The sequence below is a fragment of the Pseudoalteromonas sp. ABV4_021 genome (assembly GCF_056159365.1).
Window position 1 is genome coordinate 155112 of record NZ_JBSWVB010000002.1, and the last position, 26021, is coordinate 181132.

Annotated in this window: 18 protein-coding genes; 10 read left to right on the top strand and 8 right to left on the bottom strand. The window is 39.5% G+C overall.

Features of this window, described 5'->3' with window-relative positions:
• Positions 1 to 150 precede the first annotated feature (150 nt).
• On the top strand, positions 151 to 1155 hold the full coding sequence (locus ACXAFE_RS15040) for a substrate-binding domain-containing protein (RefSeq protein ID WP_475154005.1): 1005 nt from the start codon (positions 151 to 153) through the stop codon (positions 1153 to 1155).
• Between the two features lie 8 nt (positions 1156 to 1163).
• Here ACXAFE_RS15040 and ACXAFE_RS15045 read toward each other — a convergent pair whose 3' ends face one another.
• Positions 1164 to 1751 (bottom strand): LysE family translocator, encoded by a 588-nt coding sequence (locus ACXAFE_RS15045; protein ID WP_475154010.1) that lies wholly within the window; start codon positions 1749 to 1751, stop codon positions 1164 to 1166.
• A gap of 94 nt (positions 1752 to 1845) precedes the next feature.
• Between ACXAFE_RS15045 and ACXAFE_RS15050 the strand changes: the two genes are divergently transcribed.
• The 4 genes from ACXAFE_RS15050 (at position 1846) to ACXAFE_RS15065 (ending at position 6635) form a co-directional block, all read left to right on the top strand.
• Positions 1846 to 2283: an Lrp/AsnC family transcriptional regulator gene (locus ACXAFE_RS15050; RefSeq protein ID WP_475154013.1), complete on the top strand. Its 438-nt coding sequence runs from the start codon at positions 1846 to 1848 to the stop codon at positions 2281 to 2283.
• 247 nt (positions 2284 to 2530) lie between these two features.
• The gene (locus ACXAFE_RS15055; protein WP_475154015.1) at positions 2531 to 3397 is read left to right on the top strand and encodes a lipase family protein; all 867 of its coding nucleotides are present in this window, start codon (positions 2531 to 2533) and stop codon (positions 3395 to 3397) included.
• Between the two features lie 2 nt (positions 3398 to 3399).
• Positions 3400 to 4515: a DUF4785 domain-containing protein gene (locus tag ACXAFE_RS15060; RefSeq protein WP_475154020.1), complete on the top strand. Its 1116-nt coding sequence runs from the start codon at positions 3400 to 3402 to the stop codon at positions 4513 to 4515.
• Between the two features lie 116 nt (positions 4516 to 4631).
• Entirely contained in the window at positions 4632 to 6635 is a 2004-nt protein-coding gene (locus ACXAFE_RS15065) for a methyl-accepting chemotaxis protein (RefSeq protein WP_475154027.1), read from the top strand.
• Between the two features lie 3 nt (positions 6636 to 6638).
• Here the strand turns inward: ACXAFE_RS15065 and ACXAFE_RS15070 are convergent, their stop codons facing one another.
• Positions 6639 to 7970 (bottom strand): ABC1 kinase family protein, encoded by a 1332-nt coding sequence (locus ACXAFE_RS15070; RefSeq protein ID WP_475154031.1) that lies wholly within the window; start codon positions 7968 to 7970, stop codon positions 6639 to 6641.
• 102 nt (positions 7971 to 8072) lie between these two features.
• Positions 8073 to 10148 (bottom strand): TonB-dependent receptor, encoded by a 2076-nt coding sequence (locus tag ACXAFE_RS15075; protein ID WP_475154033.1) that lies wholly within the window; start codon positions 10146 to 10148, stop codon positions 8073 to 8075.
• Positions 10149 to 10241: 93 nt separating this feature from the next.
• Here ACXAFE_RS15075 and ACXAFE_RS15080 point away from each other — a divergent pair, with 93 nt between their 5' ends.
• Positions 10242 to 11663, top strand: coding sequence for a PQQ-dependent sugar dehydrogenase (locus ACXAFE_RS15080; RefSeq protein WP_475154035.1), 1422 nt, complete (start codon positions 10242 to 10244; stop codon positions 11661 to 11663).
• Positions 11664 to 11738: 75 nt separating this feature from the next.
• On the opposite strand, the gene ACXAFE_RS15085 is transcribed toward ACXAFE_RS15080, so the two are convergent.
• The 4 genes from ACXAFE_RS15085 to ACXAFE_RS15100 all read right to left on the bottom strand — a co-directional run bounded on the left by ACXAFE_RS15085 (position 11739) and on the right by ACXAFE_RS15100 (position 18048).
• Positions 11739 to 14213: a DUF5666 domain-containing protein gene (locus ACXAFE_RS15085; RefSeq protein ID WP_475154038.1), complete on the bottom strand. Its 2475-nt coding sequence runs from the start codon at positions 14211 to 14213 to the stop codon at positions 11739 to 11741.
• Between the two features lie 315 nt (positions 14214 to 14528).
• Positions 14529 to 16127, bottom strand: coding sequence for an ABC-F family ATPase (locus tag ACXAFE_RS15090; RefSeq protein WP_475154042.1), 1599 nt, complete (start codon positions 16125 to 16127; stop codon positions 14529 to 14531).
• Between the two features lie 110 nt (positions 16128 to 16237).
• Entirely contained in the window at positions 16238 to 17032 is a 795-nt protein-coding gene (locus tag ACXAFE_RS15095; RefSeq protein ID WP_475154047.1) for a substrate-binding periplasmic protein, read from the bottom strand.
• 77 nt (positions 17033 to 17109) lie between these two features.
• The gene (locus ACXAFE_RS15100) at positions 17110 to 18048 is read right to left on the bottom strand and encodes a substrate-binding domain-containing protein (RefSeq protein ID WP_475154052.1); all 939 of its coding nucleotides are present in this window, start codon (positions 18046 to 18048) and stop codon (positions 17110 to 17112) included.
• Between the two features lie 63 nt (positions 18049 to 18111).
• Here ACXAFE_RS15100 and ACXAFE_RS15105 point away from each other — a divergent pair, with 63 nt between their 5' ends.
• From ACXAFE_RS15105 to ACXAFE_RS15120, 4 genes are all read left to right on the top strand, one after another.
• Complete coding sequence (locus ACXAFE_RS15105) at positions 18112 to 20748, top strand: sensor domain-containing protein (protein WP_475154056.1); 2637 nt, start codon at positions 18112 to 18114, stop codon at positions 20746 to 20748.
• 8 nt (positions 20749 to 20756) lie between these two features.
• Positions 20757 to 21641: a cation diffusion facilitator family transporter gene (locus ACXAFE_RS15110; protein ID WP_475154060.1), complete on the top strand. Its 885-nt coding sequence runs from the start codon at positions 20757 to 20759 to the stop codon at positions 21639 to 21641.
• A gap of 113 nt (positions 21642 to 21754) precedes the next feature.
• Entirely contained in the window at positions 21755 to 23359 is a 1605-nt protein-coding gene (locus ACXAFE_RS15115) for an alpha/beta hydrolase-fold protein (protein WP_475154065.1), read from the top strand.
• A complete protein-coding gene (locus ACXAFE_RS15120) occupies positions 23346 to 25277 on the top strand; it encodes a TonB-dependent receptor domain-containing protein (protein WP_475154071.1) in 1932 nt (643 codons plus the stop codon). Before ACXAFE_RS15115 ends, ACXAFE_RS15120 begins: the two co-directional genes overlap by 14 nt.
• Positions 25278 to 25292: 15 nt before the next feature.
• Here ACXAFE_RS15120 and ACXAFE_RS15125 read toward each other — a convergent pair whose 3' ends face one another.
• Positions 25293 to 25943 (bottom strand): hypothetical protein, encoded by a 651-nt coding sequence (locus ACXAFE_RS15125; RefSeq protein WP_475154077.1) that lies wholly within the window; start codon positions 25941 to 25943, stop codon positions 25293 to 25295.
• Between the last annotated feature and the right edge of the window lie 78 nt (positions 25944 to 26021).

A 26021-nucleotide genomic window follows, 5' to 3' on the forward strand; every position in this document is an offset into this window, starting at 1 on the left:
CTGTTTTATTTTTGTGCTTTTTAACCCTGTTTTTGATTGGTTATTAGTCAAAAATAAATGAAAGTTAAAAAAATCGTAAATAACTGTTTAATTTAACACAGTGATGCTTCTATACTGAGATTGTATTTTAAACTTATTGTAGTCACCTCCATGCGGAATAAAGCACAAAATAGCAGTTTTTGGTTGTTGTTTTTATTCAACTTATTTTTGGTTTTATTTAGTTTTACCAGTAATGCCAGCTACACAATTGGTGTTATCGGTAAAACCAAAAATGATAGTTTCTATATTCAGTCGTTTAAAGGGTGTGAGTCTGTCGCTAAAAATCACCCAGATTTACGATGTATTTACGAAGGGGCTGATGACTTTCAAGATATTCGTGGTCAAACGCTTAAAATAAACCGACTTATCGAAAGCGGAGTAAATGCGTTACTCATTTCGGTTACTGATTCTGATTACTTAGTAAATGGTGCCCTTAAGCGAGCATTTGAGCTTGATATTCCAGTAATTACCTTTGACTCTGATCTGTTACCGCAACATCATGATTACCGTTTAGCGTATGTTGGCACTAATAATTTCGATTTTGGTGTTGCACTAGGTGAATACGTTAAAAATAACATTAAACACACAAACACTGTGTGCCTACAGTCTGGGCATCCATCTACGCCAAACTTAAATCAGCGAATTAAAGGTGTGCGCCATGCGTTAAGTGGCCAAAGTTTACAGCGTTTGAATGATGGCTACCAATGGCAAGAGCATGAATTATGCCCAGTTTACAGCTTGGGTAAACGAGGCCTGGCACTCAGCCAATTAGTAGGAAAAATCAAACTCGATGCGCCGCCAGTTTTTATCGCAGTTGCGGGATTTGCTCAGTTTAATCCACGTTACATTGACCAGCTTAATCAGTTTAAATCTAAGATTAAATCAGGTGCTATTGTGATTGTCTCGGCCGATACCGAAGAATTGCAATTAAACGCATTATCTAAGGGGCTTTCCACTGTCAATATTGGCCAAAAGCCGTTTGATATGGGAAAACAGGGCGCGGAATACTTGTATCAGTATTTAAAACACAATGTGAAACCTAAACAAGAGTTTACTTATTTAGGTTTTCACTATTGCGATAAACAGAATGTTGATACATGTACCGTAAATTATTAATTATCTCGTTAAAGCATAGGTATAACCGATACAACCAATAGTGCAGCCATAAGCCAATTAAACAAACGTATTTTAATGGGGGAGGCGATAAGTTGTTTTAAACTTTTACCCAATATTAACCAACAGCCAATGGATGGTAAGTTTATAAGTAAAAACACCACACTTATTAACATCACAGATTGTAGACTTTGATCACTGGCATATACTGCATTTACACTTAACGCCATTGTCCACGCTTTAGGGTTGACCCATTGAAAAAGCGCAGCTTGCATAAAGGTTAATGGTTTCGCATCCGATGCGAGTTCATCAATAGTATGGTTATTCGCGATTTTGTATGCGAGGTAACATAAATAGACGATGCTTACCCATTTTAATACGGTGTAACTTGCAGGTAGCGCTTGAAATAACTGACTTACGCCAATCCCCACCAATAGCACCATCACACTAAAACCAATGGCAACACCTAATAAATGCGAAAGCGAACGGCGCAGACCAAAATTTAACCCTGAGCTTAACAACATTAAGTTATTCGGGCCTGGGGTGATAGATGAAACAAAACAAAATGTTATTAGTGCAATAAGTAATTCAGGATTCATAGTGGACTCCTTTTTTAATAGAGTAATTTACTTATTGCGCAATTTGCTATTTTATATTGTCTAATATAATAAAATGGCACAATAAAATTTAGATATGGATAAATTTAACGAACAAATATTGTTTGAGTTATCGCGCGACAGTAGTTTGACCAATATTCAATTGGCTGAGCGAATTGGATTATCGCCATCGGCATGTTTACGCCGCGTACAAGATCTTGAGCGGGCAAAGATTATCACAGGTTATAAAGCGACCATTGATACTGAACAACTAGGGATCGGCTTTAAAGCATTTATTACGGTAGGCTTGTCGGTGCACACTAAAACAGCGCAAACGCAATTTGAAGAGGCAATAACGCTTTCAAAAGAAGTGCTTGAATGCCACAACGTAACCGGTGCGTTTGAGTATATTTTAAGAGTAGAAACCAAAGATTTGAAAAGTTATAAGCAATTTCACACCAATGTGTTAGGTGATATCGAGCAGGTCGCGACCATAACGACCCATGTTGTAATGGATTCCGTTAAAGATAGTTAGTGGATTTAGCGTCTTTTCTTAGTAAAACAGTGTGTTTTCCACGTCAAATTTAATACAAACGATTCGTTTAGCTATATCAAATGGTTATGAATATATAACCCAGCTTTCATATTTATGTAATAACAATCGGCTTGACCATATCAATTGTTAATAAAGTGTAAAAAAATGTTGTAATTGTACCTAAATTGGCTATTTTGTGATCGGAGGTCACTCCTCCGATCACAAACAATAATTAGGAACACACAGTATGAAAATAACGAAAATAATAGCTTATGCGGTGTTGTTGTACGCAAGCACGCCTCTTTGGGCAAGTCATGGACTGGCCTTTATTCATGGGACTGGAAGTCAAACAGATGCATATAATGACTACTGGACAGGTGAATTTGTAAACTCAGTGAGGCAAGGGTTAAGTAACACAAACAATTACACGGTGATCAATTGCGATTTCGATCGCTATATGTGGGATACGCGAGCATCTGGCTGTTTGGCAGAGCAGCTGACTAACTTTATAAATAGTAAAAACATTACGTCTTTAACACTCATTACGCACTCAAATGGCGGTAATGTGGTGCGTTGGATTTTATCTAATCCAACGTGGGATAGCCGTTTTGTCACTATTATAAATACGGTTAAAAAGACAATCGCGCTTACACCGTCGTCTGGTGGTACACCTTTAGCCGATGCGGTAACCGCAGGTAATTCATTCGAAACAACACTTGGCTGGATCTTAGGTTACGACAGTGACGCAGTAAAACAGCAGCAAGTTGGCTGGATGGCACATTACAATCAAAATTGGTTGTATGGTACGCCTAATCGACCGGCACTTAGTTCTGCATTTGAGGCAGTTGTAGGTAGTGATGTTGATTCGGCAATTTGGGACGGCGATAGCTATTGTGGAGGCTATCAATATCAAGTGGCACTTGAGGTTACACAAAACTGGTTAGATGATTGCTCTGACGGATTCTTAGAATGTAGTTCGCAATCGCTTGCAGGCAATGTGTGGTTTAAAGATAAAAATAAAACACGTGGCAGTGAGCCTTTAAGTCATCATCAAAGTCGTCGTAAATGTTTCAATTTAGATGGCCTACTACGCAATCGAATTAAGGAGATCTAGTTATGAAACATTTTACTGTATTAACGCTTTGTGCAAGTTTACTATCGTCGTTTTCACTCTATGCTGAACCGGTTGTTTATCAGTTTAAAAAAGTAAAACCAGCTGTTGAGCAGCAGTTACAACAAGCATTAAAAAGCGATGAATATTGGATGACAATATCCGGCAAAGCGCTCAAGCAAGGTGTCGAGCTACCATTTTCTGCTCAGAATAGTTTTGTTCGCGTGGCGCCTAAATTTGATGTGACAAACACACAATTTATTGAACCGCTTGATGTTAGTGCATTGTCGTTAACGCCCAATTCTAAAGTGTTAACAAAGGGCAATCGTGCACAGGTAGAACAAGTGTTTGCGCAAAAAGAAATGAATGATGCTGGCTTTACTGATGGCAGTGTAGCGCTAAAGGTAAAGTCGCAAAACGCCTTGCAACAACTAACGCTAAAAACAAATCAGTATCTGATTGATGATGCGAAATACCTAGTGCACGTTAAGGAAAAGCACAGTGATGTTGTTCTTGCCGTTGCAGCGAATAATCGCTCTATTCAAAGTGCAAATAAACTGGCATATCAATCGCTTTCGTTTACCGATAACGCGACTCAAATCAAAACGATGTCAGCTAAACTGATCAGTCCAACTAATGAAAAAATAAGGGTGGATATCACCAATAACCACTTTAACTTTGATAAAGCACTGGCATATTTTGGTGCAATCAACGGCCTGTACGAGCTTGAACTTCAAATTGATGCCGAGCGTGCTAATATGCCAGTAAAGCGCTCGCTTAAAATTCCATTTGTTAATTTTAAACAAACCGCAAAGGCGTTACCTAATGTGACATTTAGTGCGTCGCAATCGCATATAGAAGCTAAGGTACCATTGATGGTAAATGATGCGGGGCGTTTTAGTTTGCAAGCAACGTTACAAGGTAGTAATGATGGAGTACGTTTTTATGATATAGCCACGGTTGAAATGGCAAAAGAGTTAAACGGTGACGATTCACTATTGCTACCATTTACCACTCAGGCGCGTTATTCGTCTTATCGTTTAAACAATATGGTACTGAAAGATCAAAGTCGCTTATTAGTGTTACAAACACCAGAGAAGTTGTTTCGCCCGTCAATTTAATAATGTCAAAATACGCCAACATTAGTTGGCGTATTTTCGTTTTATTTCAAAAAAAAATCACTTTATAAATATTACGTTATACTTAAATCGAGTTATTAACGTAGTAGGGCGTTTTAATGGTTTTTACGGTAAAACAAAAAATCACCTTTGGCTTTGCATCAGTAGGCATTTTGCTTGCGGGTGTTTGCCTGTTTTTTTATATGTCTTTGTCGAATATTGAGCGTGCTTACTTAAATATTAAAGAGCAGGCTTTACCTGTACAACGCAGTGCCGATGACATTCAAACGCTTATTCTCAACTATACAAAAAACGCTAACGCAATTTACGGTGCCAACAAATTAAATGTTATAGAAAAATTCCGAGCACAAAATCAATCACTTAAAAATCAACTACAACAAACACTCTCAAGTAGCATTGCAGATTACAGCATCGACCTTGAAAAACTAAATAACCAATCGCTTGCATTGATTGATGCGTCTGAAAGTTTAACAGATAACAAAATCGCCTATTTAAATGCTAAAAAAACAAACAAAACCTTGATTGAAAAGCAGCTAACGCTTATTTCACAAAGCTCCGATTTATTATATGACCTAGAAACATTAACGGGATTAAGTTCGCGCCTGTTAGATGAAGTGATGGGCACGGCTATTCGTATCGATGACATGTTGTTCAATTTAACTGAAGTAACCAATGCGCTTAGTCAAACTTTAGACAGTGAAACACAAGTTAAACATCAAAATGATACGCGTTTTTTACTGGCAAATATTAAAGACAATTATAATTTTCTCAATCAACAGCTCACAGATATTGAAAGCGGAGATTTTCAAACGCGTTTTGAACAAAACTTAGCCGTATTTAACAGTAACGTTGATAATCCCGGACATTTGTATCAACAACAGGCGCTACAGCTCGCTAAATCAGAACAGTTTGAACAAGACTACAATCGCGTTGAACAGTTGTCAGACGATATAAACAGTTCAATTAACACCATAAAACAAAGCGCTAATGAGCTAGTGAATCGTTATCAACAATTAGCAGATGAGAAAATAGATGAAAACCAGTTGTTACTCATGGTAATTGCCGGCGTGTTTTTACTGGTTGCTGCGATTATTGCGACCTTGACAATACGCGCGATTATAATACCGCTAGCTTATGTAAATAAAACACTTACAAACGTGGCTGATGGTGATTTCTCGCGTCATGCGCGCAAAATTAACGATGATGAGTTTGGTGAAGTAAGCGATAAATTGAATCGAGTTATTGATAATTTAAAAGAGCTGATCACCGATATTTTCGCGCAGGTAGAGTTACTCGAGTCTCGTCTCGAAAATTCGTTTGAAAGAAGTGCTACTGTCTCGCAAAATGCCGAAAAACAAATTGAACGGGCAAAGCACACCACCGCACTTGCACAAGACGTGCATATCAGCGCGAATACAGTAAACACACAGACTAAAGAAAGTACTGAAGACATTGATCAAGCCAGTGAGCAAAGCGATGCGGTGCTTAATTTGGCAACGCAAAATCGAGAACAAATACAACTACTTGCTTCAAATTTAAATACATCAGTTGAGCTTATGGCAGAGCTCTCAAATCAATCGAGTAATATTGGCAGTATTCTGGACACGATTGTAGCGATATCAGAACAAACTAATTTACTAGCGCTTAACGCGGCCATTGAAGCGGCTCGTGCCGGTGAGCAGGGACGAGGTTTTGCTGTGGTGGCCGATGAAGTCAGATTGTTAGCATCGCGTACGCAAGAATCAACAAAAGAAATTGCACAAATGATAACCGCACTGCAAAGCGGTACCAGCGATGCACAGCGTGCGATTAACCAGGGGCAAGAGGCTGCGCTGACGTGTACTGAGCGAAGTGCAGCGCTTACAGGTGCAGTCGATTTAATTGAGCAAGGGTTGTCGCGTTTGGCAGACAAAAGTAACCAAATAGATCAATCAAGTGCGCAGCAAAGTGCCATGGCGCAAGACATCGTTACGCGTATGCAGGAGGTAGAGCATAGTGCGGAGCAAAATAGCGACGAAGTGACCGCACTAAGTGAAAATATCCGTCAGATAAATGATCTCGGCCATAAAGTAAGTGATGCATTAAATCGCTTTAAACTATAGCGTTTATTGATTGTTTAAACTTTTTTTTGCTTCTTGCGTGTACTTAGCAAACAGCTGTTTAACGTTTACTTTGGCGTTTAAACGCTTTGCGATCAAATACAAGCCAGCGATTTTACGATGGATAAATAGGGCATCAACGGGTGGCGTGTGCCATTGATCTTTGCGTTTATTAATCGCAGCGCTTTGCGCGCGCAACTGTGTTGCGATGGTACAGGTTGCAAAGTTGTATTCGCCATCAAATCGTAATGGCATTGACGCGATATCAAAAAGTGCCAGTATTTGCTCAAGGTACGTAGTGTCGATATCTTGCTTAAAAAAGCCAATGGTACGGGCTGCGTCTTCTATTTGAGTGTTGTCTTGATTACTTAGCGCGGTGAAAAGCGACAAATATCCTTTAGATATAGTCGGTGAAATCTCTCGCGTAGCACCAAAATCCAATAAGCCTATGGTTTGTGTTTCACCATTAAACACATAATTGGCAAAGTTTGGATCGGTTTGCATCAGCTTCAACTCAAATAATTCAACAAAAAACAGTGAAAATAAGTTCTTTACGATGTGATTTCGAGTTTCTTGTGGCAGTGCCGCCGCTTGTTCAATAGGCATACCTTCAATAAAACTCATTACCAAAATAGTTTGGTTACTGAGCGGGGAAACGCTAGGAAAAGCAAACAGTGTATTGTCGAGTTTATCGCTAAACGTTTCTATGTAGCGTGCCTCAAGTTGATAGTTTGCTTCGTTGATAAGCTGCTCGGCTGTTTTATCTAGTAACGTGTTGAGATCAACCTGTTTTGGGATAAGGCCGGAGAGCTTTAAAATACGCCCTAGGTTATCAACATCACTCTGTATGGCGTTACTTACACCCGGATATTGTAATTTTATCGCGAGTTTTTTTCCGCTATCGTCATTGGCAATATGCACTTGCCCAATAGATGCACAGGCAAAGGGTCTAAGATTGAAATAAGCAAAATTATCAACCCAATTATCACCCCAGGCGTCACGAAGTACAGTGACCAGCTGCTTGTGTGGCATAGCGTGCGCATTGTCTCGTAGTTTTGCTAAAATATGGCCTAACTCGGGTGGAATAAGTTCACCTGCATCCATCGAAAGAAGCTGACCTAACTTCATTGCTGCACCACGCATTGCGGCGAGCTCATTGGTTAGCTTTTGTAAGTTACTGGGCGTTAAAACGAGATCTGACACCGATGGCTTGTTGCCACTAAATAATTGCTTGGTGCCATTGTAGGCCACATTGGTTGCAACTTTTGCTAGTAAACCGCCAAATTTGCTTGCTCTGCTTAAGCGTGAACTAGGTACCTTAACCTCTTTGCGTGTCATTGTGCTCTCCGATTAATACCTAACATTATACGCAGCTATCGGTTACTAAGTTTAATGCGCTTAACTGTTTTGTTGAGTTTATTCTTACAACACGATTATAAATTAAAACTGATAACGTAAGGTCGCACTGGTATTGCGTGGCTCGCCAATAAAATAACGGTGATTACCAAATGCATAGTCGGCCCGTTCGGCGTAACGTGTATCAAATACATTAAGAACGGCGAGTGCGAGAGAGAAATTGCTGTTGATTTGCCATTTTGCGCGTAAATTCGAAACCGTATGCCCACTGTATGTTTGCGTGTTCTTATCGTCTAAGTAATAACCGTCAAGGTGCCTTAGTTCAAACTGACTGGTTATGTTTTGCGTTATTTGCCAATCAAGAATGAGGTTTGCAATTAAGCGCGGAGAGGTATCTATCTCTTTACCTTTTAGCTGCTGCCCAGTAGTTGGATTATTTTCATAGGTGTGCTTTGCATAACTTGAATTCAATCGCGTTTTTAATGTGTCGCTAAGGCGCCAGATTAGGTCAAATTCGAGTCCTTGATGCTGAGTCGATAAACCATTGAGGTAATGTCTGTCTGAATCTTGATAAATCGCGTTTTTCTTAGTTAGGTGATAAAACGTAAGCTCACCGAATACCGTTTCTGTTTGAAAACGCAGGCCAAGCTCTTGCTGGTTTGCGTCAACACTGGTTATGTCATTTTGTTGCTGGTTGTTCTGCAGGCGATAAAGCTCGGCGGTGTGTGGTGCTCTAAAGCTGTTATCTAGTTTAGCAAATACAATCGTATTGTCGTTTAGCGTTAAAGAATAGCCAAGGCTGTAGCTTGTATCGTTAAAGCGATTGGTTTGATTAGCGGGGCGAGTGTATCGACAACCGCCAAAGCCACAGGCAGTGCCGTCATCTTTTAAATTACCTGGGCTTAAGGCGTTATTGTAATCGTATTCGGTAATATCATGTCTAAGTGCTAAAAAAGCGTTCTGATCATCAGCTATTTGATAATCAAGCTGGCCATAAAGCGCGTAATTTTTTGCATTAACCGTGTAATCATAGTGTTGTCCTTTAGGTAATACCGCCCTTAGAAATGCCGAATCTGATATGGTGTCGTTTGTTTGATATTGTTGTAACGAACCTTGAGTAAAATCGAGGTCGCTACCTAATTTAAGCGCCAAGGCATGCGTAACGTCTGCATAGCGAGATAACTGGAGTCCAATACTGTGATGGTCGTTTTTTTCAATGGGAGTTCCAGGTAAAAAGTGCATTAAAAACGTCATATCTGTGTATCGTAGATAGGGCGTTAGTTGCCATAGGGCATTGTTTATTTCAGCGCTATTTTGCATGCTGTAATGCATAGAGACACTGTCGCGATAGGCATCTGAGAATTCATTAATTTTTAACAGCGATTTATCTCTATATGCATTTTCGCCTTGTTGTAAATAACCTGCGGTATCTTGCTCTAGGTTGGTTACACTAACATGGTGTGTTGTTTGCCAATTGCCGAACGGGTGTTGTGCTGAGACTGATAGTTTTTGCTGTTGATAACCCGAGCTAGACTGATAACCGCCATCGCTACTTACGGTTACACCAACACCTAACTGCACATCGTCAAAATCGTTACTTGCCGTTGCATTTAACCGAAAAAAATCATCATTGCCTACGTCTAGTGCGAGCTGATTTTCGCTGGCGTAGAGCGTATTATTAATGTTGATTACGCCATGGATTGCGTTTGAACCATAACGTGCAGAATTATTGCCTTTTACTACTTCAATGCGGTCGCTTATTTCAAAATGGCTATCGAATAACTGATTAACATTGCAAAATCCGGGCGCCCGTAGGCTAATATTATTTTCTAGCATCAAGAATTCAGCGCAAGAACCTGCTCCTGTTAACACAGGCGAACGCAGCGAAAGCAATGATTCTTGTCCATTACCACGGCTTAACCATACCCCTGACGCTAAACTTAACACTTGATTTAAGTGCTCTGCGTTAATGGTAGCAACTGCATCTTTTGCGATAAGGCTGGTATTGCCTATCAGGTCTAAATGGCGTTTCTTGGTACGCGACGCGGTTGTAACTATAGTTTCAATATCAGCAAAACTTGGGTTGTTTTGCTCGGCAAATGATGTGAAATGAACACTTAATAATGAAACAATTAACGAATTTTTAAACACTTCTCGCACGAAACAAACCTTTAAACGCATCTTGACTGAAAATAGAAACTCGGCACATTATACTGTAATTACCGTGCATTCGATCTACCGTGAAATAATAATATGTATCAAAAAATTAATAAGTTATCGATTTTAGGAGCGATGTTAGCAAGCATTGCAAGTTTGCCATCACACGCAAAAGTTGAAGAACTGTTTAAATCTACCTGTGCATCTTGCCATGGCGAAACACTGATGGGCGCGATGGCTCCTTCGTTAGTTGATAACACATGGCTAACAGATGGCACAGATAAAGCATTAACCAATGCTATCAAAAATGGTATCGCTAACGTTGGCATGCCAGCATTTGGTGAAACGTTAAGCGATGAACAAGTACGAACGCTTGTTGTATATATTCGCGAAGCGGGCGCTAAAGTAGAGAGGGAAAAAGCGCCTGAATCATCTCTTGGTAAAGTATTTACCACAAAGCATCAAACCGTTACGACACAAGAAGTGCTTACCAGTGATGGAATTATCTGGGCGATGGATTTTTTACCGGACGGCAGTTTATTGTATACGCTTCGCCAAGGTGAACTGTGGATGATGTCGAAAAACGGCAAAAAAACGCAAGTAATTGGCATTCCTGAGATCTGGCATAACCGTCAAGGAGGCTTACTTGATGTATATCCCGACCCACAATATAGCGAAAACGGGTGGATTTATTTGTCGTTTAGCCAAGCTGCTGGTAAAAACGATAACGGTGACGAGATTGCCTTTACTAAAATTGTGCGCGGCAAAATAAACGATGGTAAATGGGATTCAGAGCAAACCTTGTTTGAGGCGAAGCCAGACAATCGTAAAAATCGCGGTTGGCACTTTGGCTCACGTTTCGCTATTCAAGGCGACTACTTGTTCTTTAGCAACGGTGATGAAGGCCATCAAAATGATGCGCAAAGTATTGCAACGCAGAACGGCAAAATACACCGCATTTTTAAAGATGGACGCATTCCAAAAGATAACCCGTTTTACAATGAAAAGGGCGCCCAACAAACAATCTGGACGTATGGTAATCGTAACCCACAAGGCTTAACCATAAATCAAACAACAGGGGATTTATGGTCAACAGAGCACGGCCCACGCGGTGGTGATGAACTTAACTTAATCACCAAAGGTGTGAATTATGGTTGGCCAAAAGTGACGTTTGGCATGAATTATAACGGTACGCCGATCACCGAACACACAGAATTACCCGATATGCAGTCGCCAATTCACCATTGGACGCCATCAATTGCGGTTGCTGGTATTAACTTTTATACCGGAAATGTGTTTAAAAATTGGCAGGGCGATTTATTTGTTGGCAGCCTAGCGAAAAAGCAATTGCATCGTTTACGTATTGAAAATAATCAGGTAATTGAAGATGAGATTATTCTGAAAGGTTTAGGGCGTATTCGTGATGTGGTTACCGCGCCAAATGGCACAATTTACTTAACCATAAATGACCGAAATAAGAACGAAAGTAAAATTATTTCAATTCTACCAGCGAGTTAAATTTAGGGTTTAAAATTAAAAAGAGTACGTTCATTGCAAGAACGTACTCTTTTAGTGTGTAATATCTAACAGTGGCTAGTCATCAAAAGCAACTCGCCATGCGATATACTGGCCTTTTTTATCTATTGTGCCAGCCACTTCAACACTTAAGCCATTTTCAAGTTGATTACCTTCTAATTCAAACTGGGTATCGCTTGAGTAGTGGATAACAACGTCGCTTAATGTAAATTGGTTGTCGGTTAGGTTTTGAACTTCACCTTCAATTTCAAACTCTTGATTTGTTTTAAACTCGATTTCAGCAGCATACAAACCAATTGCGGTTTCAATCGCATCAACTTCTACGAGTACATCGGGCGCGAGTTTACTTTGATTTCCATTTACAAATTGCGTATTGGCATCAAAGTAAACAAGGGTGTCGTTAACCTTAAATTGAAAGTCGCTTACTATTTCTGTGATTGAACCGTTTAATTCAATGTCGTCTTGTTGTTCAAATTCTATTTCAGTCGCAACAAGTTGACCTTGACCGTTAATGATAGCGTCGATTTCAACCATCACGCCTTCTCTTAACTGCTCACGTGTACCATTTTCAAACTGGGTATTGGCAGTTAGCAAAATGGCGGTGTCGTTAACAATAACTGTATCATTTTGAATCGCGGTGATTTCACCTTCAATTTCCCGTATATCATTGTCATCTTCAAGTTCAACAGAAAGTGCTAGCAGGGTGCTGCCGTCTTGCTGTACTGCATCGATTTCAACTTCGACACCGTTTTGAAACATATCTAGTGGGTGCGAAAATTGCGTGTTTTCATCGGTAATGATTTGAAAACCGTTTACGTTAAAATCTAGAATACTATTGAACTCTGTAATTGAACCTTCAATGTCAAAGCTATCGTCGTAACTATCTTGGTATTTTGCCTCTAACACCAAGTAGCCATCTTCAGATGTTTTGAATACCTCTAGTTCTAATTTATCGTTATCGCTAAGTGATGCCATAAAGTCTTGAACGGACACATCATTGCCAAAACGGTTTTCAAGCTCTGACGATGCATTTACAAATACTGTAATACCCGAAACGTTAAAGGTATTTGTATCAAGGTTAATATTGGTAACCTTGCCTGAAATCGAAATATCATTGTCGTTTTCAGATTGTTCTTCGCGCTCTAACTTAGTCACAAAGGCATTGCCGTTATCATCGCTATAAAAATCGATTTTAACAAAATCGCCTATCGCTAAGCTTGACGGTGTTAGTTGTTTATCTTGGGCGTTTGATTCATCATCAAACAGGGTAAACGGTGTGATTGTGTATTCGCGCTCATTTACCGTAATGGTATTTAATGCTAAATCAATATCGCTGATTACACCTTCAATGTCACTGTCTGCGCTAATATACAGCGCGATTTCTTCAGCAATATGTTGATTATCAATAATGATTGCTTCAACAACGACACGTGTACCGTTTTCAAGTTGCGCTAATGATAGATTTTCAAAATCGGTGTCGTCATTGATAAACACTTGTGTGTTGGCAATTGTAATACTGGTGTCTGTAACATTGACGATTGGACCATCTAAAATAACAGACACACCATCGTGTTGATCATAGTGCTCAATTTCGATGTCAGTAATAACGTTAATATCATTTAGCTGGTTAAATTCAATTTCGACAATATCACCAACAGCAAGCTCTTGAGGCACATTAACGTTGGATGTATCAAATGTCGTGTCGTTGATTGCTAAGGTGTTATTAGCACTATCCAGCGCTGTGACTTTTGCGGTAAGTGAAAGCGTGTCTTCATCGTCTTCACGTTCTAGCTTTGAGATTAAAAAGCCACGTTGTTCTGAATATACGGCACTGATCTCGACAAAGTTACCTTGTTTTAACGCATCAAAGGTAACCTCTTCTAAGTTAGATTCACCGGTTAAGACAAATGTTTGGCCGTGTACTGTTATTGTCTCATTAGCATAGTCAATGTGCTGAATTTGACCGGTGGCTGTTGCTTCGTAGTTAACACTATTTGCAATAAAACGGCCTTGGTTATTGGTTAAGCCTGAAAGCACAACGCGATCACCTAAACGGATTGCGTCTTCTGAGCCTGGTTGGCCATTAATTGTAAAGTCGGCATTATCGGTGTTGTAACGAACACCATTGACATACAAGCTACCAAAACCACTTACCGTACCTATGGTTTGCGTTGCATAGCCAAATTCATAAATCGCATTTGAAACCAGACCATTTGAAACGTTCAGCGATATCGATTCGTTTATGCCGAGATAACGTTTATTGTTTATGGATTGGGCAACGCTTGAAAGTGTGTAGGTACCAGGGGCGAGTTGCGTAAGTAAGGTACTGGTACTAACGGTATTGGAATAACCGTTGGGGCCTTCAACCAACACATCTGCAGACGCACCGTCAGGAAGTCCTAAAAATCCAATATTAAGTTCGCCAGAATTAGGTACGATTGGCGCTGGTTCGTGTGAAGTTGATGAGCCACCGCAGCCGACAAGGCTGAGGCTTGATGCTGCAAGCAACGAGAGTGTTAACTTACGGGTCATGAAATTTTCCTTAAAATATATAAACATGTGTTCACCTTGAACAGGAATAAGATACGAAAGGAGCATGTTAACTGCAATAAAACTGTCATAAAGCAAACGTAAAGACAGCTTAAATATACGTAACATTTAAATAAAACTGTTTAAAATCAATGAGGTTTATTCTGGGTGTTGATTTTATTCTGTACAAAATTAGTGTATGAATTTTTTATGACAGCGTTGTTTTTTGAAAGTGTTCGCGTTGTTTGGCGTAGCTAATAAAAAAGGCGCTAATAAATAGCGCCTTTTCAAGAATCTAATTGGTTAAGCTCAACTTGGTTATTTTGCTTCGTCAGCTGCTTTTTTTGCAAGGTACTCGTCATAAGTACCTTGGAAATCAATTACGTTACCGTCTTTTATTTCCCAAATACGGGTTGCAAGCGACGATACAAATTGGCGGTCATGGGATACGAAAAACAAAGTACCTTGGTATTGTTCTAACGCAAGGTTGAGTGATTCGATCGATTCCATATCCATGTGGTTTGTTGGTTCATCCATTAATAAGATATTTGGCTTATGCATCATTAATTTACCAAATAGCATGCGACCTTGTTCACCACCAGAAATTACTTTAACTGATTTTTTGATGTCGTTTTGAGAAAACAGTAAACGGCCTAAATAACCACGTACTACTTGTTCGTCATCACCTTCTTGTTGCCATTGTTCCATCCATTGAAACAGATCCATATCGGTCGCAAAGTCATCTGCATGATCTTGTGCGTAGTAGCCAATGTTTACATTTTCAGACCACTTAAGGCTGCCACTTTTCGCAGGCAGGCGATTCGCTAGGGTGTGTAATAGCGTGGTTTTACCGACGCCGTTTTCACCAATAATCGCTACTTTTTCACCTACCTCAACAAGCGCAGATAAATCACTGAACAAAGTATCGTCATAACCTTGTGCTAGGCTTTCAAGCTCAAGTGCATTTCTAAATAATTGTTTTGATTGTTCAAAACGAATAAATGGATTTTGACGGCTCGACGCTTTTACTTCTTCTAATTGGATTTTATCAATTTGCTTAGCACGAGATGTCGCTTGCTTTGCTTTTGATGCGTTAGCAGAGAAGCGAGATACGAACTGTTGTAGTTCGGCAATTTGCGCTTTTTTCTTGGCGTTATCTGATAATAAACGCTCGCGCGCTTGTGTTGCGGCAAACATGTACTCATCGTAATTACCCGGGTAAATACGTAATTCACCATAGTCGATATCAGCCATGTGAGTACATACCGAGTTCAAGAAATGGCGGTCGTGGGAAATAATAATCATAGTGCAATCACGCTGATTCAAAATATCCTCTAACCACTTGATGGTGTAGATATCCAAGTTGTTGGTCGGTTCATCAAGTAACATGATATCTGGCTCGGCAAATAGTACTTGTGCAAGTAGTACACGCAATTTCCAACCAGGTGCAACTTCCGACATCAAACCATAATGTTGCTCAGTTGGAATACCAACACCTAACAGTAACTCACCGGCTTTTGCTTCGGCTGAATACCCGTCCATTTCGGCAAATTGGGTTTCAAGATCAGCTACCAACATACCTTCTTCTTCACTCATTTCAGGTAAAGAATAAATGCGGTCACGCTCTTTTTTAATTTGCCATAACTCTTTATGACCCATAATTACCGTATCAACAACACTGTATTGTTCGTAGGCAAACTGATCCTGATTTAGCTTTGCAATGCGCTCATTTGGGTCGTATGAAATATTACCTGCACTTGGTTCAAGCTCACCGCTTAAAATTTTCATAAAGGTTGATTTACCGCAGCCATTAGCACCGATTAAACCATAACGATTACCGTCGCCAAATTTAACTGAAATATTTTCAAAAAGTGGCTTTGCACCAAATTGCATGGTGATGTTGTTTGAACTAAGCATTATATATTTTTCATCGAATCAAAATTGGCGGCATTTTAACACTATCTTATGGCACAACATAGCGATAGCGCGCTTTATTTTATAACGAAGGTTGGTTATAAAAACGAAAACTAAATAAGCTGATCAGCACAGCTTGGCGATACATAATGCGAGAACAACGCTTCAAGCTCGCCATTGGATAACACTGTATTTAAAGCGGTGTCAAAACGCGCCATAAAATCTGGTGAAACACTTTGTTTGTTAAAGATAAAATGAATACTTGCTTGTGACAGTAGTAAAGGGTGAATAACCACCTGAGAGTGGTTTTGTCTTGATATTTCGCTGCAAAGTACAATGTCGTCATCAATCACAATATCGACACGGTTTTTAACTAACATCTCCAAGCGTTTAATTGTTGTTTCTGAAAAAACAAAGCCATTATACGCTTGTTTTGCGCGCTCTAGTTCATCACCGTACCAACCTGCCAAATTAACACCAATAAGCTTACGCTGTTTAATAATTGATTTAAAACTTTTGCTTTGTTTAACGCTTTGGTCATTTTGTCGATAGGCGAATCGATTTCGCTCTAGGCGGTACATTTTTGAAAAATAGAAGTCTCGTTCGCGTTCGGGCGTTTTACTGGCGCCAAGGCCAATATCAAAATTACCAATAGTGAGTTCAAATAGGGTTCTACGTTCAGGGAAGCGAATTACGGTAAGTTCACAGCCCATTTGCTCGAGCACTTTTTTCAGCAGCTCTACATCGACACCGGTGGTGCTATCAAACTTAGAAAACTTAACATACGGATACCAGTCGTTTGTGATCGATAGTGAAAGTGGGGTTTTGCATTCCGCAGGCGGTGTTTGCGCACTGAAACACTGACAACACACTACCAATAACATCAATGACCACAACGCTCTTTGCATAATAATTTATTATTACTTTGCTAATCGCTTAAGTATAAACCAGTCTCACAAAAACGCCTGAAAATGGACTTGGTCTATTAAAGTGCCCGTTTTACACTTTGCAACGACAGTGACAAATTTGGGTAGTGCACTAATTGGCGATCTCGCACGTGCTTATTTACCGCAAATTCATGAAGCTCATTTGCAATCATTGCTTGCGCATTAGAAGACAGCAAAAAGTTAACAAACCGCTGCGCATTTTCTTTATTTGGCGCGTATTGACTAATTGCCGCGGCAGTCGCTGAAACGGGCGTTTTGCCATTATAGGTTGTTAAAAAATGCATGCTTAAGTTTGCAGCAACTTCACGGTCCGACGGCTTTTTACTGTTACGTAACATGTGGTAGTAATAGTGATTTGCGAGCGCATAATCACACTGTTTTTTAAACACAGCTCGTAACTGGTCGCGGTCGCCGCCAGAAGGACGTTTGTTTAAGAGCGAAACGTAATTTTTTAGCCACTTTACATCTTGGGTATTACCAATGGCTTGCAGAGATTTTTCCATTTGTTGATTGTAGCTATGATTAAAATCACGGTTGCAAAACTTACCGTAAAATTTCTCGCTGTTTAATTCGCTAAATGACGTGATTGGCTGTTCGTTTGTTAGCGAAAACAATGCCCTTATTCTTAACGACAGTGCCACCCATTTCATTTCATCGTCCACTAATTCAGGCGCGACTGGCGATGTTCGAATATTTATTGGCTGTAGTAGGTGCTTTACCGATTGAAGTTGCCCTAATTCAGACGTTAATAATACATCTACTTGACTATTGTCTGCATTGGCAATGAATTTATTGACTAGCGCTTTTGGTTTTCCATAAACCAGATTTACCCGCACATTATGCTCTTGTTCAAACGCGGTTATTAAAGGAGAAATTATTTCAGCCTTTCGGAATGAGTATACGTTTACTACAGAATTGGCTAATACCTGTGCAGTTAATGCAAAAAACGAGATAAAAAGGAAAATAACACTTCTCATAAATGGTAATAGGAATTATTATCGTTACTGTATTTTTAACTAGTTCTAGCGATAAGTCTATAGATGAAACCTGATTTTTTGCTCATTAATAAATATAAACCTTATTTATTGGTATTTGTTATTTATGTGATTGCGTGCATAGCTCTGGCATATTGGTTTGCATCGCAATTACAGCAAAAACAGTCCGAGCAGTGGCAGTTTCAACTTTCAAGCTATAGTAAGGCAATTGTAAGTAAAAGTGATTATGTAGAAAACTTAATTTCGGGGATTGCTAGTCTGTATAGTGCTTCATCAAGTGTTACGCAAGAGCGCGTTAAACCGTTGATTGATGACCAAATTAGCGGTTTAGCGTTTGATTCAAGCATAGAGTTCTATTATCGCGTAACGCCAAACAATGTTGAATTTGTAGAAGATTATATGCAACAAGTTGGGGTGTTCGATTTTTCATTTAGCGATAGTATTCGTTTCTCTAATCAGTATGAAAATTACGTGTTGCTGGCTAATTACCCAGAATCTGATTTTGGTCACTTAGTTGGTAGTACAATATCGATCAACAATGACAACGCTAAAGCCTATATTGTAAAAGAGTGGCCAAATTCAGAGTTTTGGAGCGTTATTCTCAACGCCGCTGATGTAAAAACGGTGTCACTGAGGTTCAACGTTAAGAGCTTTTTCGATTACATTCATGCATCGGGTGATACGCAAAATCAGCACATTACAATCAGCTTACGTAATCAACCCATTTATAATTCAGATTGGCAAAATACATTAGGTTTGTCTTCTGCTGAACCATTAGCACAACAACGCATCTCATTTTTTGATAAAACACTGGATATTGCCTACTTCAACCCAAGTTACGTGCGCCATAGTCATTACCTTATTAGTGCAGGATTTTGCACCTTAGCTATCCTATTTGGCTTTGCGCTTATAATGTATTTAGTCACAATTCGTAACCAATATGCACATGTTAACCGCCTTGTTCGTATCAAAACGTATTCATTAAAGAAAACACAGCAAAATTTAGCAGCCACGTCACAACTCAAAGTAAAAGCACTAGAACAACAATTAGAAACCAAGAAAAAATACAAAACCTTGTTTGTAAATTGTTCCGAAGGACTATTTTGTTGTAACGACAAAGGCGAGATCTTAGAAAAAAATCCTGCGTTTATTGGTTTGCTATTACCAGATGACGCAAATAACAATATTTGTGGTTTGATGACCTCTCAACAACAACATTCATTTTTAGCATGTAAAAGTAATGAATTTTCGCAAGAATTATTTGTGCAAAACAAACTAGGTAATACCTATTGTTTGTTATTAAAAGGGCATTGGGTAATTGACGCAGAGCGTAGGCTATTTGAGGGGCGTTTACTTGATATAACCGCCACCAAGCAACATGAAGAAAAACTAAGGTATCAGGCAGAGCACGACGCACTTACCGATTTATTAAACCGACAAGCGTTTTTAGATAGTGTTGGTAATGAACTTACAAGGCGAAAAGGCAGTTATCACCTTTTATACGTTGACCTTGATAGATTTAAATTAGTAAATGACGGTTATGGTCACAAAGTGGGCGATGCGTTGTTAAAAGCGTTAGGCAGATTACTTCAGAGCGAATTCTCAAGCTATGGTGAAGTAGCGCGCCTTGGCGGCGATGAGTTTGCATTGTTTATCGCACAAAATAGGCTAAACGTTTCGATTGAGAGCGTCGTTGAGCGACTGACTTACGCAATTCATCAATTGAGAAAACAGCAGGCCGCATACCAATGTATAACAGCGAGTATTGGCGTACGCACTACCGCGGCGCCTTGTAATTTATGTCCTGAACAATTATTACATGAAGCCGATCTTGCGATGTATCGTGCAAAAAAAATGGGCAGAGATCAGTACTCTTTTTATAATGATGATCTTGCAATCGCAAACCGTCGTAAACGTGAAATTGAAACTTTTTGCAGTAATGATAGTTATTTATCGGCAATTAGATTGGTGTATCAGCCAATATATTGTTTAGAATCAAATCGGCTTTTAGGCTTTGAGGCATTACTCAGAGTACATGATGATAACCTTGGCACTATTTCGCCCCTTGAGTTTGTGCCTATTATTGAAGATATGGCCAAAATATCAGAAGTTGGGTTACATGTTGCGAAATTAGCCGCACACTTTTGTGCTAGTGTTAATTTGGATACATCAAATCAACTTTTTGTGAACGTGAATGTTTCTCCAAAACAACTAAAAAATAACGAGCTACTCGATTGGTTAGAGTGCCAAAACGTCGTTTCAAGATCGCTGTTACAACTTGAAATTACCGAGTCTGCAATGATGGAAAATCAAGCTGATATTATTCCCATACTGGAGTGTATATCAGATGCAGGGTATCACTTACTTATTGATGATTTTGGAACAGGGTACAGTTCATTGGCTAGGTTAAAGGCGTTGCCACTAAATGGCTTGAAGATTGACCGCTCGTTTGTTAATGATTTATCCAGTGAAGCTGGCTTACAAATTGTAAAAGCAATATGTGCCATTGCAAAAGCGCTAAACTTAACCATTGTTGCCGAGGGTGTTGAAAACACCACTCAGAAAAGTACCTTAATCGACTTACATGTAGATAAAGTTCAAGGTTATTTGTTTAGTAAACCGTTAGAGTGTAAAGACGCAACTGAGCTGGTTAACACACTACAATACCGCCAAATAGCATAGGGAATAGAATGTCACATTCACATCATCACCATCATCATAATAGCGGCGATAACAAATTGTCACTCGCCGTTGTGATTAATGTATTACTGACTGTAGCGCAGATTATTGGTGGCATTTTGTCTGGTAGTATGGCGCTTGTTGCGGATGCACTTCACAATTTAAGTGACGCAGGAGCCATTGTAATTGCAATTATTGCGCGGCGAATCGCAAGAAAACCCGCCACTAGCGTAATGTCATTTGGCTATAAACGCGCAGAGATCTTTGGCGCGTTGGTCAATAGCACTATTTTAATTTTAGTTGGGTGTTACCTAATTTTTGAAGCGTTTAGTCAGTTCTTAAATCCGTCGCCAGTTGATGGCTGGATTGTTGTTTACATCGCGGCAATTGCGTTGGTGATTGACGTTGCAACTGCGTGGCTTACATATAAAGCAGGTGCAAAGGACAATTTAAATTTAAAAGCGGCGTTTATTCATAATTTATCAGATGCTTTAGCGTCACTTGTTGTAATCATTTCAGGCACATTAATTATCTTATATCAATGGTATATTATTGATTTAATTGCCACTATCTTAATTTCTGTGTACGTGCTTTACCACGGCGCTGATTATGCGAAGCAAAGTGTTATTATCTTGATGCAAGGCACTCACGCTGATGTCGATGTAGATAGTGTGTATTCAGCAATCCTAGAACAAGATAATGTGTCTGCAGTTGAACATTTGCACGTGTGGCAGTTGGACGATACGCCCCTTCATCTTGAGGCCAGCATTATACTGAGTGATGATGATTTGCAGTCAATCAAAGATATGTTAGCTAAACAGTTTTCTATCACACATTCGACAATCGAAACCTTGCCTTGTACGCAATCCTTTAAAGGCTGTTATTTAACACAGTAGCGGCACGTTTTCGCTATCTTTACTTGTTAAACTTTCTTTGTATGGAAAGTTTAACGGCCTAAAAATTCATAACTACCTAATATCACGTTAAAAATATTGAAAGTTCTTAATATATGAGTGATAATGCAAATCACTCTCATTACATGGATTTAATAATGTTTCGTTTTGGTGTTTATTTATATTTTCTGTTGTCAGCTGGGGTGTGTTTCGCCAGCACCGTTGGTAAGCCTCACGAATTTTTTCATTCAATTGAACTTAAAAAAGACCAATATATAACCGGAGAATTCTCGTTTTCACAGCCCTTTATTAAAGCAGAGTTAATTGACGAAAATGAACGTCTAGTACGAGTGTTAGCTAAGCAGCAGAGCACCTTTAAACTGTATTTATTAGCACAAGCGGACCAGCAGTTTAAAGTACGCGTAACCAGCGCTAATAAAAATTTAGCGACGATTAATCTCTCTGAGCCTATTTCACAACCCGCAGTGTCAGATAACGAAACGTTACTTAGCCCCACGATGCAATCGTTAGTAACAAGGCTAAAAGGTGATAACAAAGGGAAAGTTTTAGATGATTTTTGGCAAAACGTTGAAAAAGAGGGCACACCTTTAATCGAATACGAGCAAACTGATGCACTTGTAACATTTTTGTGGCGCGGTGCGCGTCATAATGTAAGATTATTTGGCGCGCCTTTTGGCAGTCATCAAGATTTAGAAAAAATAAAAGGCACTGATATTTGGTTTAAAACGTATCGTTTACCAACAGACAGTTTGATTTCATATCAATTGGCACCCGATGTGCCACATGTACCTAATCAACCTCGCGCATCGCGAATTGCCATAATGGCCACCAAACAACAAGACCCGCTTAACCCGAAAACATGGCAATTTGAAGGTACCGATAAATACACAACACATTCAATTTTAACATTAAAAGATACAAAACATTCGCCGTATTTACGCGATGTTTCAGAAAATTCTTACAGCTTGACGCAACACACTATCGCGAGTATTCGTCTTAACAACACACGTGATATCGCCATATACAAACATAAAGATGCAACACCACAATCACCAACAATTTTGTTTTTCGACGGAAAGAATTATAAGTCAAAACTAAAAGTACCCAATACGCTAACCAACTTAATAAACGACAAAAAAATTCCTCCTGTTAATGCGGTATTTGTAAGCAATGTATCTAGAAAAACCAGAGGCCAAGAGTTGCCACCAAATCCAGATTTTGCATGGTTTATGGCAAATGAACTTATGCCTTGGCTGACAAAAAAAGGATTATCACCAAGTGCACAAAACACGGTTTTATCGGGCTCTAGTTTCGGTGGCCTCGCGTCAATGTATGTTGCAATGCAATACCCTGATGTATTTGGCAATGTGTTAAGTCAATCTGGTTCATTTTGGTGGTCGCCACGAGAAGGGACTAAACAGCAAACAGAACCGCAGTGGCTAACGCGTAAAATCGCTCGCGATAACTACAAAAAACTGTCGATTTACATGAATGCAGGAGTATTTGAAACAGGTTATTTCACAATTGATATTCTGGAAAGTAATCGCCATTTGCGTGATGTACTCAACGCAAAAGGCTATACGGTAAAGTACCACGAGTTCTCAGGGGGGCACGATTCTTATGTTTGGCGTAATGAATTGGCTGATGGACTGATTTATTTATTAACAAACAGGAAGATAATAAACGATGAGGTTAAATAAGCTTGCAGCATTTGTCAGTACATTACTCGTTAGTAATTACGTATATGCGGACGACGCTCAAATTAATGATGTAATTGTAGTGACAGCAACGCAAGGTGAACAAACATTACTTAATGCACCAGCCTCGGTGAGTGTTATTGATTTTGAAGAAATCATCAAGATCCCAGCAACGGATATTACAACCAGCCTACAAGACGTAGTCGGGGTTAATGTACGCCGTTCTGGAAATGGTGAAGCATCCGTTAGCCTACGAGGGTTAGACCCGAGCTACACATTGTTACTGGTTAACGGCAAGCGAGTGAATTCACGCGAGGCATTAATTAGAGGTTCGTTTGATTTGTCGAGCATACCAATGACGGCAATCGAGCGTGTTGAAATTGTTCGCGGCCCAATGTCAGCTATTTATGGTAGTGAAGCCATTGGTGGTGTCATTAACGTCATTCTAAAAGAAGCAAAAAATGAATGGCAAACCAATGGTAATGTTGACTACAGTACGCCAATCGATGGCGGTGGTGAGCTAGCACGAGTTGGTGTGTTTTCAAGTGGTGCCTTGATAGATGATAGGGTTTTAGCGACGTTCGGCGTGAACTGGAGTGATCGCAACCCTTGGCAACCAAATGATTCTGACTATGGAATTACCTCTAAAACTGAAAAACAGCAACGTGCAGGCGTAAATACGAGTGTGTTATGGCATGTCACATCGCAAGATACGTTAAGCGCGAATCTTGAATACCTAGAAGAAGATAAAAGTTATAATTTATGGCAAGCGCCTGATGGCTCGTATGTTGCGAACTTTTATGAGAGTGAACGCGTTAATTTTGGTGTTAATTATGCGCGAGAATGGCAGTGGGGAAACAGTGAGTTTAACTACTATTTTGAGCAAACTGATATTCAAGAAGATAACGCTCGCTTAGCGTTAACAACGGGAACGCAAACAAATCATAATGTAGATGGTAGAGCAGTGTTTGGAAGCGAAAATCATTTGATTACAACGGGTTTTGATGTTTCTGATAATACACTAAGTCACCCTAGAGACTACGCAAAAGAAACCTCAAATACTCAGTTTGCAGCCTACATACAAGATGAATGGGCACTTTCTGATGAAATGACCGCGACGTTTAGCGGGCGTGTAACCGATCACAGTGAGTTTGGGTCACATTTTAGTCCACGTGCGTATTTAGTGTATAACGCTAACAGTGATTTAACGTTTAAAGGCGGTGTCGGTACAGGCTTTAAAGCACCCGCAATGTGGCGCAGTAGTGCTGATTTTGCAACCATAAGTTGTGGTGGGCGCTGTGTATTAGTTGGTAATCCCGATTTAGAACCTGAAAAGTCGCTGAGTTATGAGTTATCAGCAAGTTATCAAACTGATTTTGGCTTTGTTAGAGCAACTGTATTCAATAATGAGATTGAAGATATGATTGCACGCGACACCAGTACATTTGTTGGTGTAACGCCAGATAATCAGCCAATGATCCAACATATCAATATCAACGAAGTGACGACAAAAGGCATTGAGTTCGATGTGCTTTGGCAGGTACTTGATACGTTAGATCTTAGTTTTAACTATAGCTATATTGATAGTGAAAACAAAAGTGATAACCTTCCGTTAATTAAAACGCCAAAACACCAAGCAAATACAAAATTAAATTGGCAAGTTATTGAGTCACTCAGTACCTATGTCAATCTCAATTATATTGGTGAACAGTATATTGAAATGGCCCCAACATGGCAGAAAACGCCAGCAGATGGCTATGTCATGGTTGACTTAGGAAGCCGGTTTGCACTATCGCAAACAATTGCTTTTAGAGTTGGTATTACCAATTTATTCGATAAACGGATTGATCAAGACGCTTTCGATTATGGTTACGCTGAGGTAGGCAGAAGCATTTTCGCAGGCGTGGATTTTAGCTTTTAAACTAAATGTGGTGCGTTAAAGCGCACCACATTCGTTGTTGTTCAAAGTGTTAACTTGTTGCTGCGTTTCCCATGCACCAATTGTAATAAAACAGTAGCAAAGTAGCTCTAAACCTTCTTGAATAATGGTTTTTACAACGAAGGCATCTTGGCTTACAACATCGCGCCAAAAGCTACCAGTACCAAAAATACGGCTAAAAATAATCAATACAATCACACCTACGATTACCTTGTTCATGGCAGGTACGCGCAGTAAATTAACAAACTCGGTAAAGCCACTTTTTCCGCGCTTTGAAAACAAAACTAACGTAACAAGTGTTGTAAACATGGCAGGATAAAACCAAAAACCATGGGTAATTTTATCAAACCAAAAGTCACACTCTCGTATTAACAGGGCGGTGAAAAAGCCAAATACAAGTAAACTGCCAGCACCAACGTTTGGCGCCTTTATCATTTTGTAAAAGCACAGAGTGATACAAACAAGTGCTAAGCCTTGCAAGGTTTCGGTAAACGAAAGTTCAGGAATACCTTGTAAGAAATAATAATCTAAGCGAATGCTGACATTAACAATAAGACAGACAGCGATGATTGCGATTATGTAATATAAATTCCATTTTATTACTGCATTATTTGTTTTTTGTGATGTCACAGAGACTAAAGTATTCACAATTAGCGTTCCTGCTATTAGTACGTAGCAGGAGTGTAGGCCTAGAATTTAACGTGGTAAATATTACTTATGTAAGTC

What these genes read in the sequence shown, in the direction of transcription:
- ACXAFE_RS15040 (WP_475154005.1), top strand. Translation starts at nt 151, where the DNA reads ATGCGGAATAAAGCACAAAATAGCAGTTTTTGGTTGTTGTTTTTATTC.
- ACXAFE_RS15045 (WP_475154010.1), bottom strand. Translation starts at nt 1,751, where the DNA reads ATGAATCCTGAATTACTTATTGCACTAATAACATTTTGTTTTGTTTCA.
- ACXAFE_RS15050 (WP_475154013.1), top strand. Translation starts at nt 1,846, where the DNA reads ATGGATAAATTTAACGAACAAATATTGTTTGAGTTATCGCGCGACAGT.
- ACXAFE_RS15055 (WP_475154015.1), top strand. Translation starts at nt 2,531, where the DNA reads ATGAAAATAACGAAAATAATAGCTTATGCGGTGTTGTTGTACGCAAGC.
- ACXAFE_RS15060 (WP_475154020.1), top strand. Translation starts at nt 3,400, where the DNA reads ATGAAACATTTTACTGTATTAACGCTTTGTGCAAGTTTACTATCGTCG.
- ACXAFE_RS15065 (WP_475154027.1), top strand. Translation starts at nt 4,632, where the DNA reads ATGGTTTTTACGGTAAAACAAAAAATCACCTTTGGCTTTGCATCAGTA.
- ACXAFE_RS15070 (WP_475154031.1), bottom strand. Translation starts at nt 7,970, where the DNA reads ATGACACGCAAAGAGGTTAAGGTACCTAGTTCACGCTTAAGCAGAGCA.
- ACXAFE_RS15080 (WP_475154035.1), top strand. Translation starts at nt 10,242, where the DNA reads ATGTATCAAAAAATTAATAAGTTATCGATTTTAGGAGCGATGTTAGCA.
- ACXAFE_RS15085 (WP_475154038.1), bottom strand. Translation starts at nt 14,213, where the DNA reads ATGACCCGTAAGTTAACACTCTCGTTGCTTGCAGCATCAAGCCTCAGC.
- ACXAFE_RS15090 (WP_475154042.1), bottom strand. Translation starts at nt 16,127, where the DNA reads ATGCTTAGTTCAAACAACATCACCATGCAATTTGGTGCAAAGCCACTT.
- ACXAFE_RS15095 (WP_475154047.1), bottom strand. Translation starts at nt 17,032, where the DNA reads ATGCAAAGAGCGTTGTGGTCATTGATGTTATTGGTAGTGTGTTGTCAG.
- ACXAFE_RS15100 (WP_475154052.1), bottom strand. Translation starts at nt 18,048, where the DNA reads ATGAGAAGTGTTATTTTCCTTTTTATCTCGTTTTTTGCATTAACTGCA.
- ACXAFE_RS15105 (WP_475154056.1), top strand. Translation starts at nt 18,112, where the DNA reads ATGAAACCTGATTTTTTGCTCATTAATAAATATAAACCTTATTTATTG.
- ACXAFE_RS15110 (WP_475154060.1), top strand. Translation starts at nt 20,757, where the DNA reads ATGTCACATTCACATCATCACCATCATCATAATAGCGGCGATAACAAA.
- ACXAFE_RS15115 (WP_475154065.1), top strand. Translation starts at nt 21,755, where the DNA reads ATGAGTGATAATGCAAATCACTCTCATTACATGGATTTAATAATGTTT.
- ACXAFE_RS15120 (WP_475154071.1), top strand. Translation starts at nt 23,346, where the DNA reads ATGAGGTTAAATAAGCTTGCAGCATTTGTCAGTACATTACTCGTTAGT.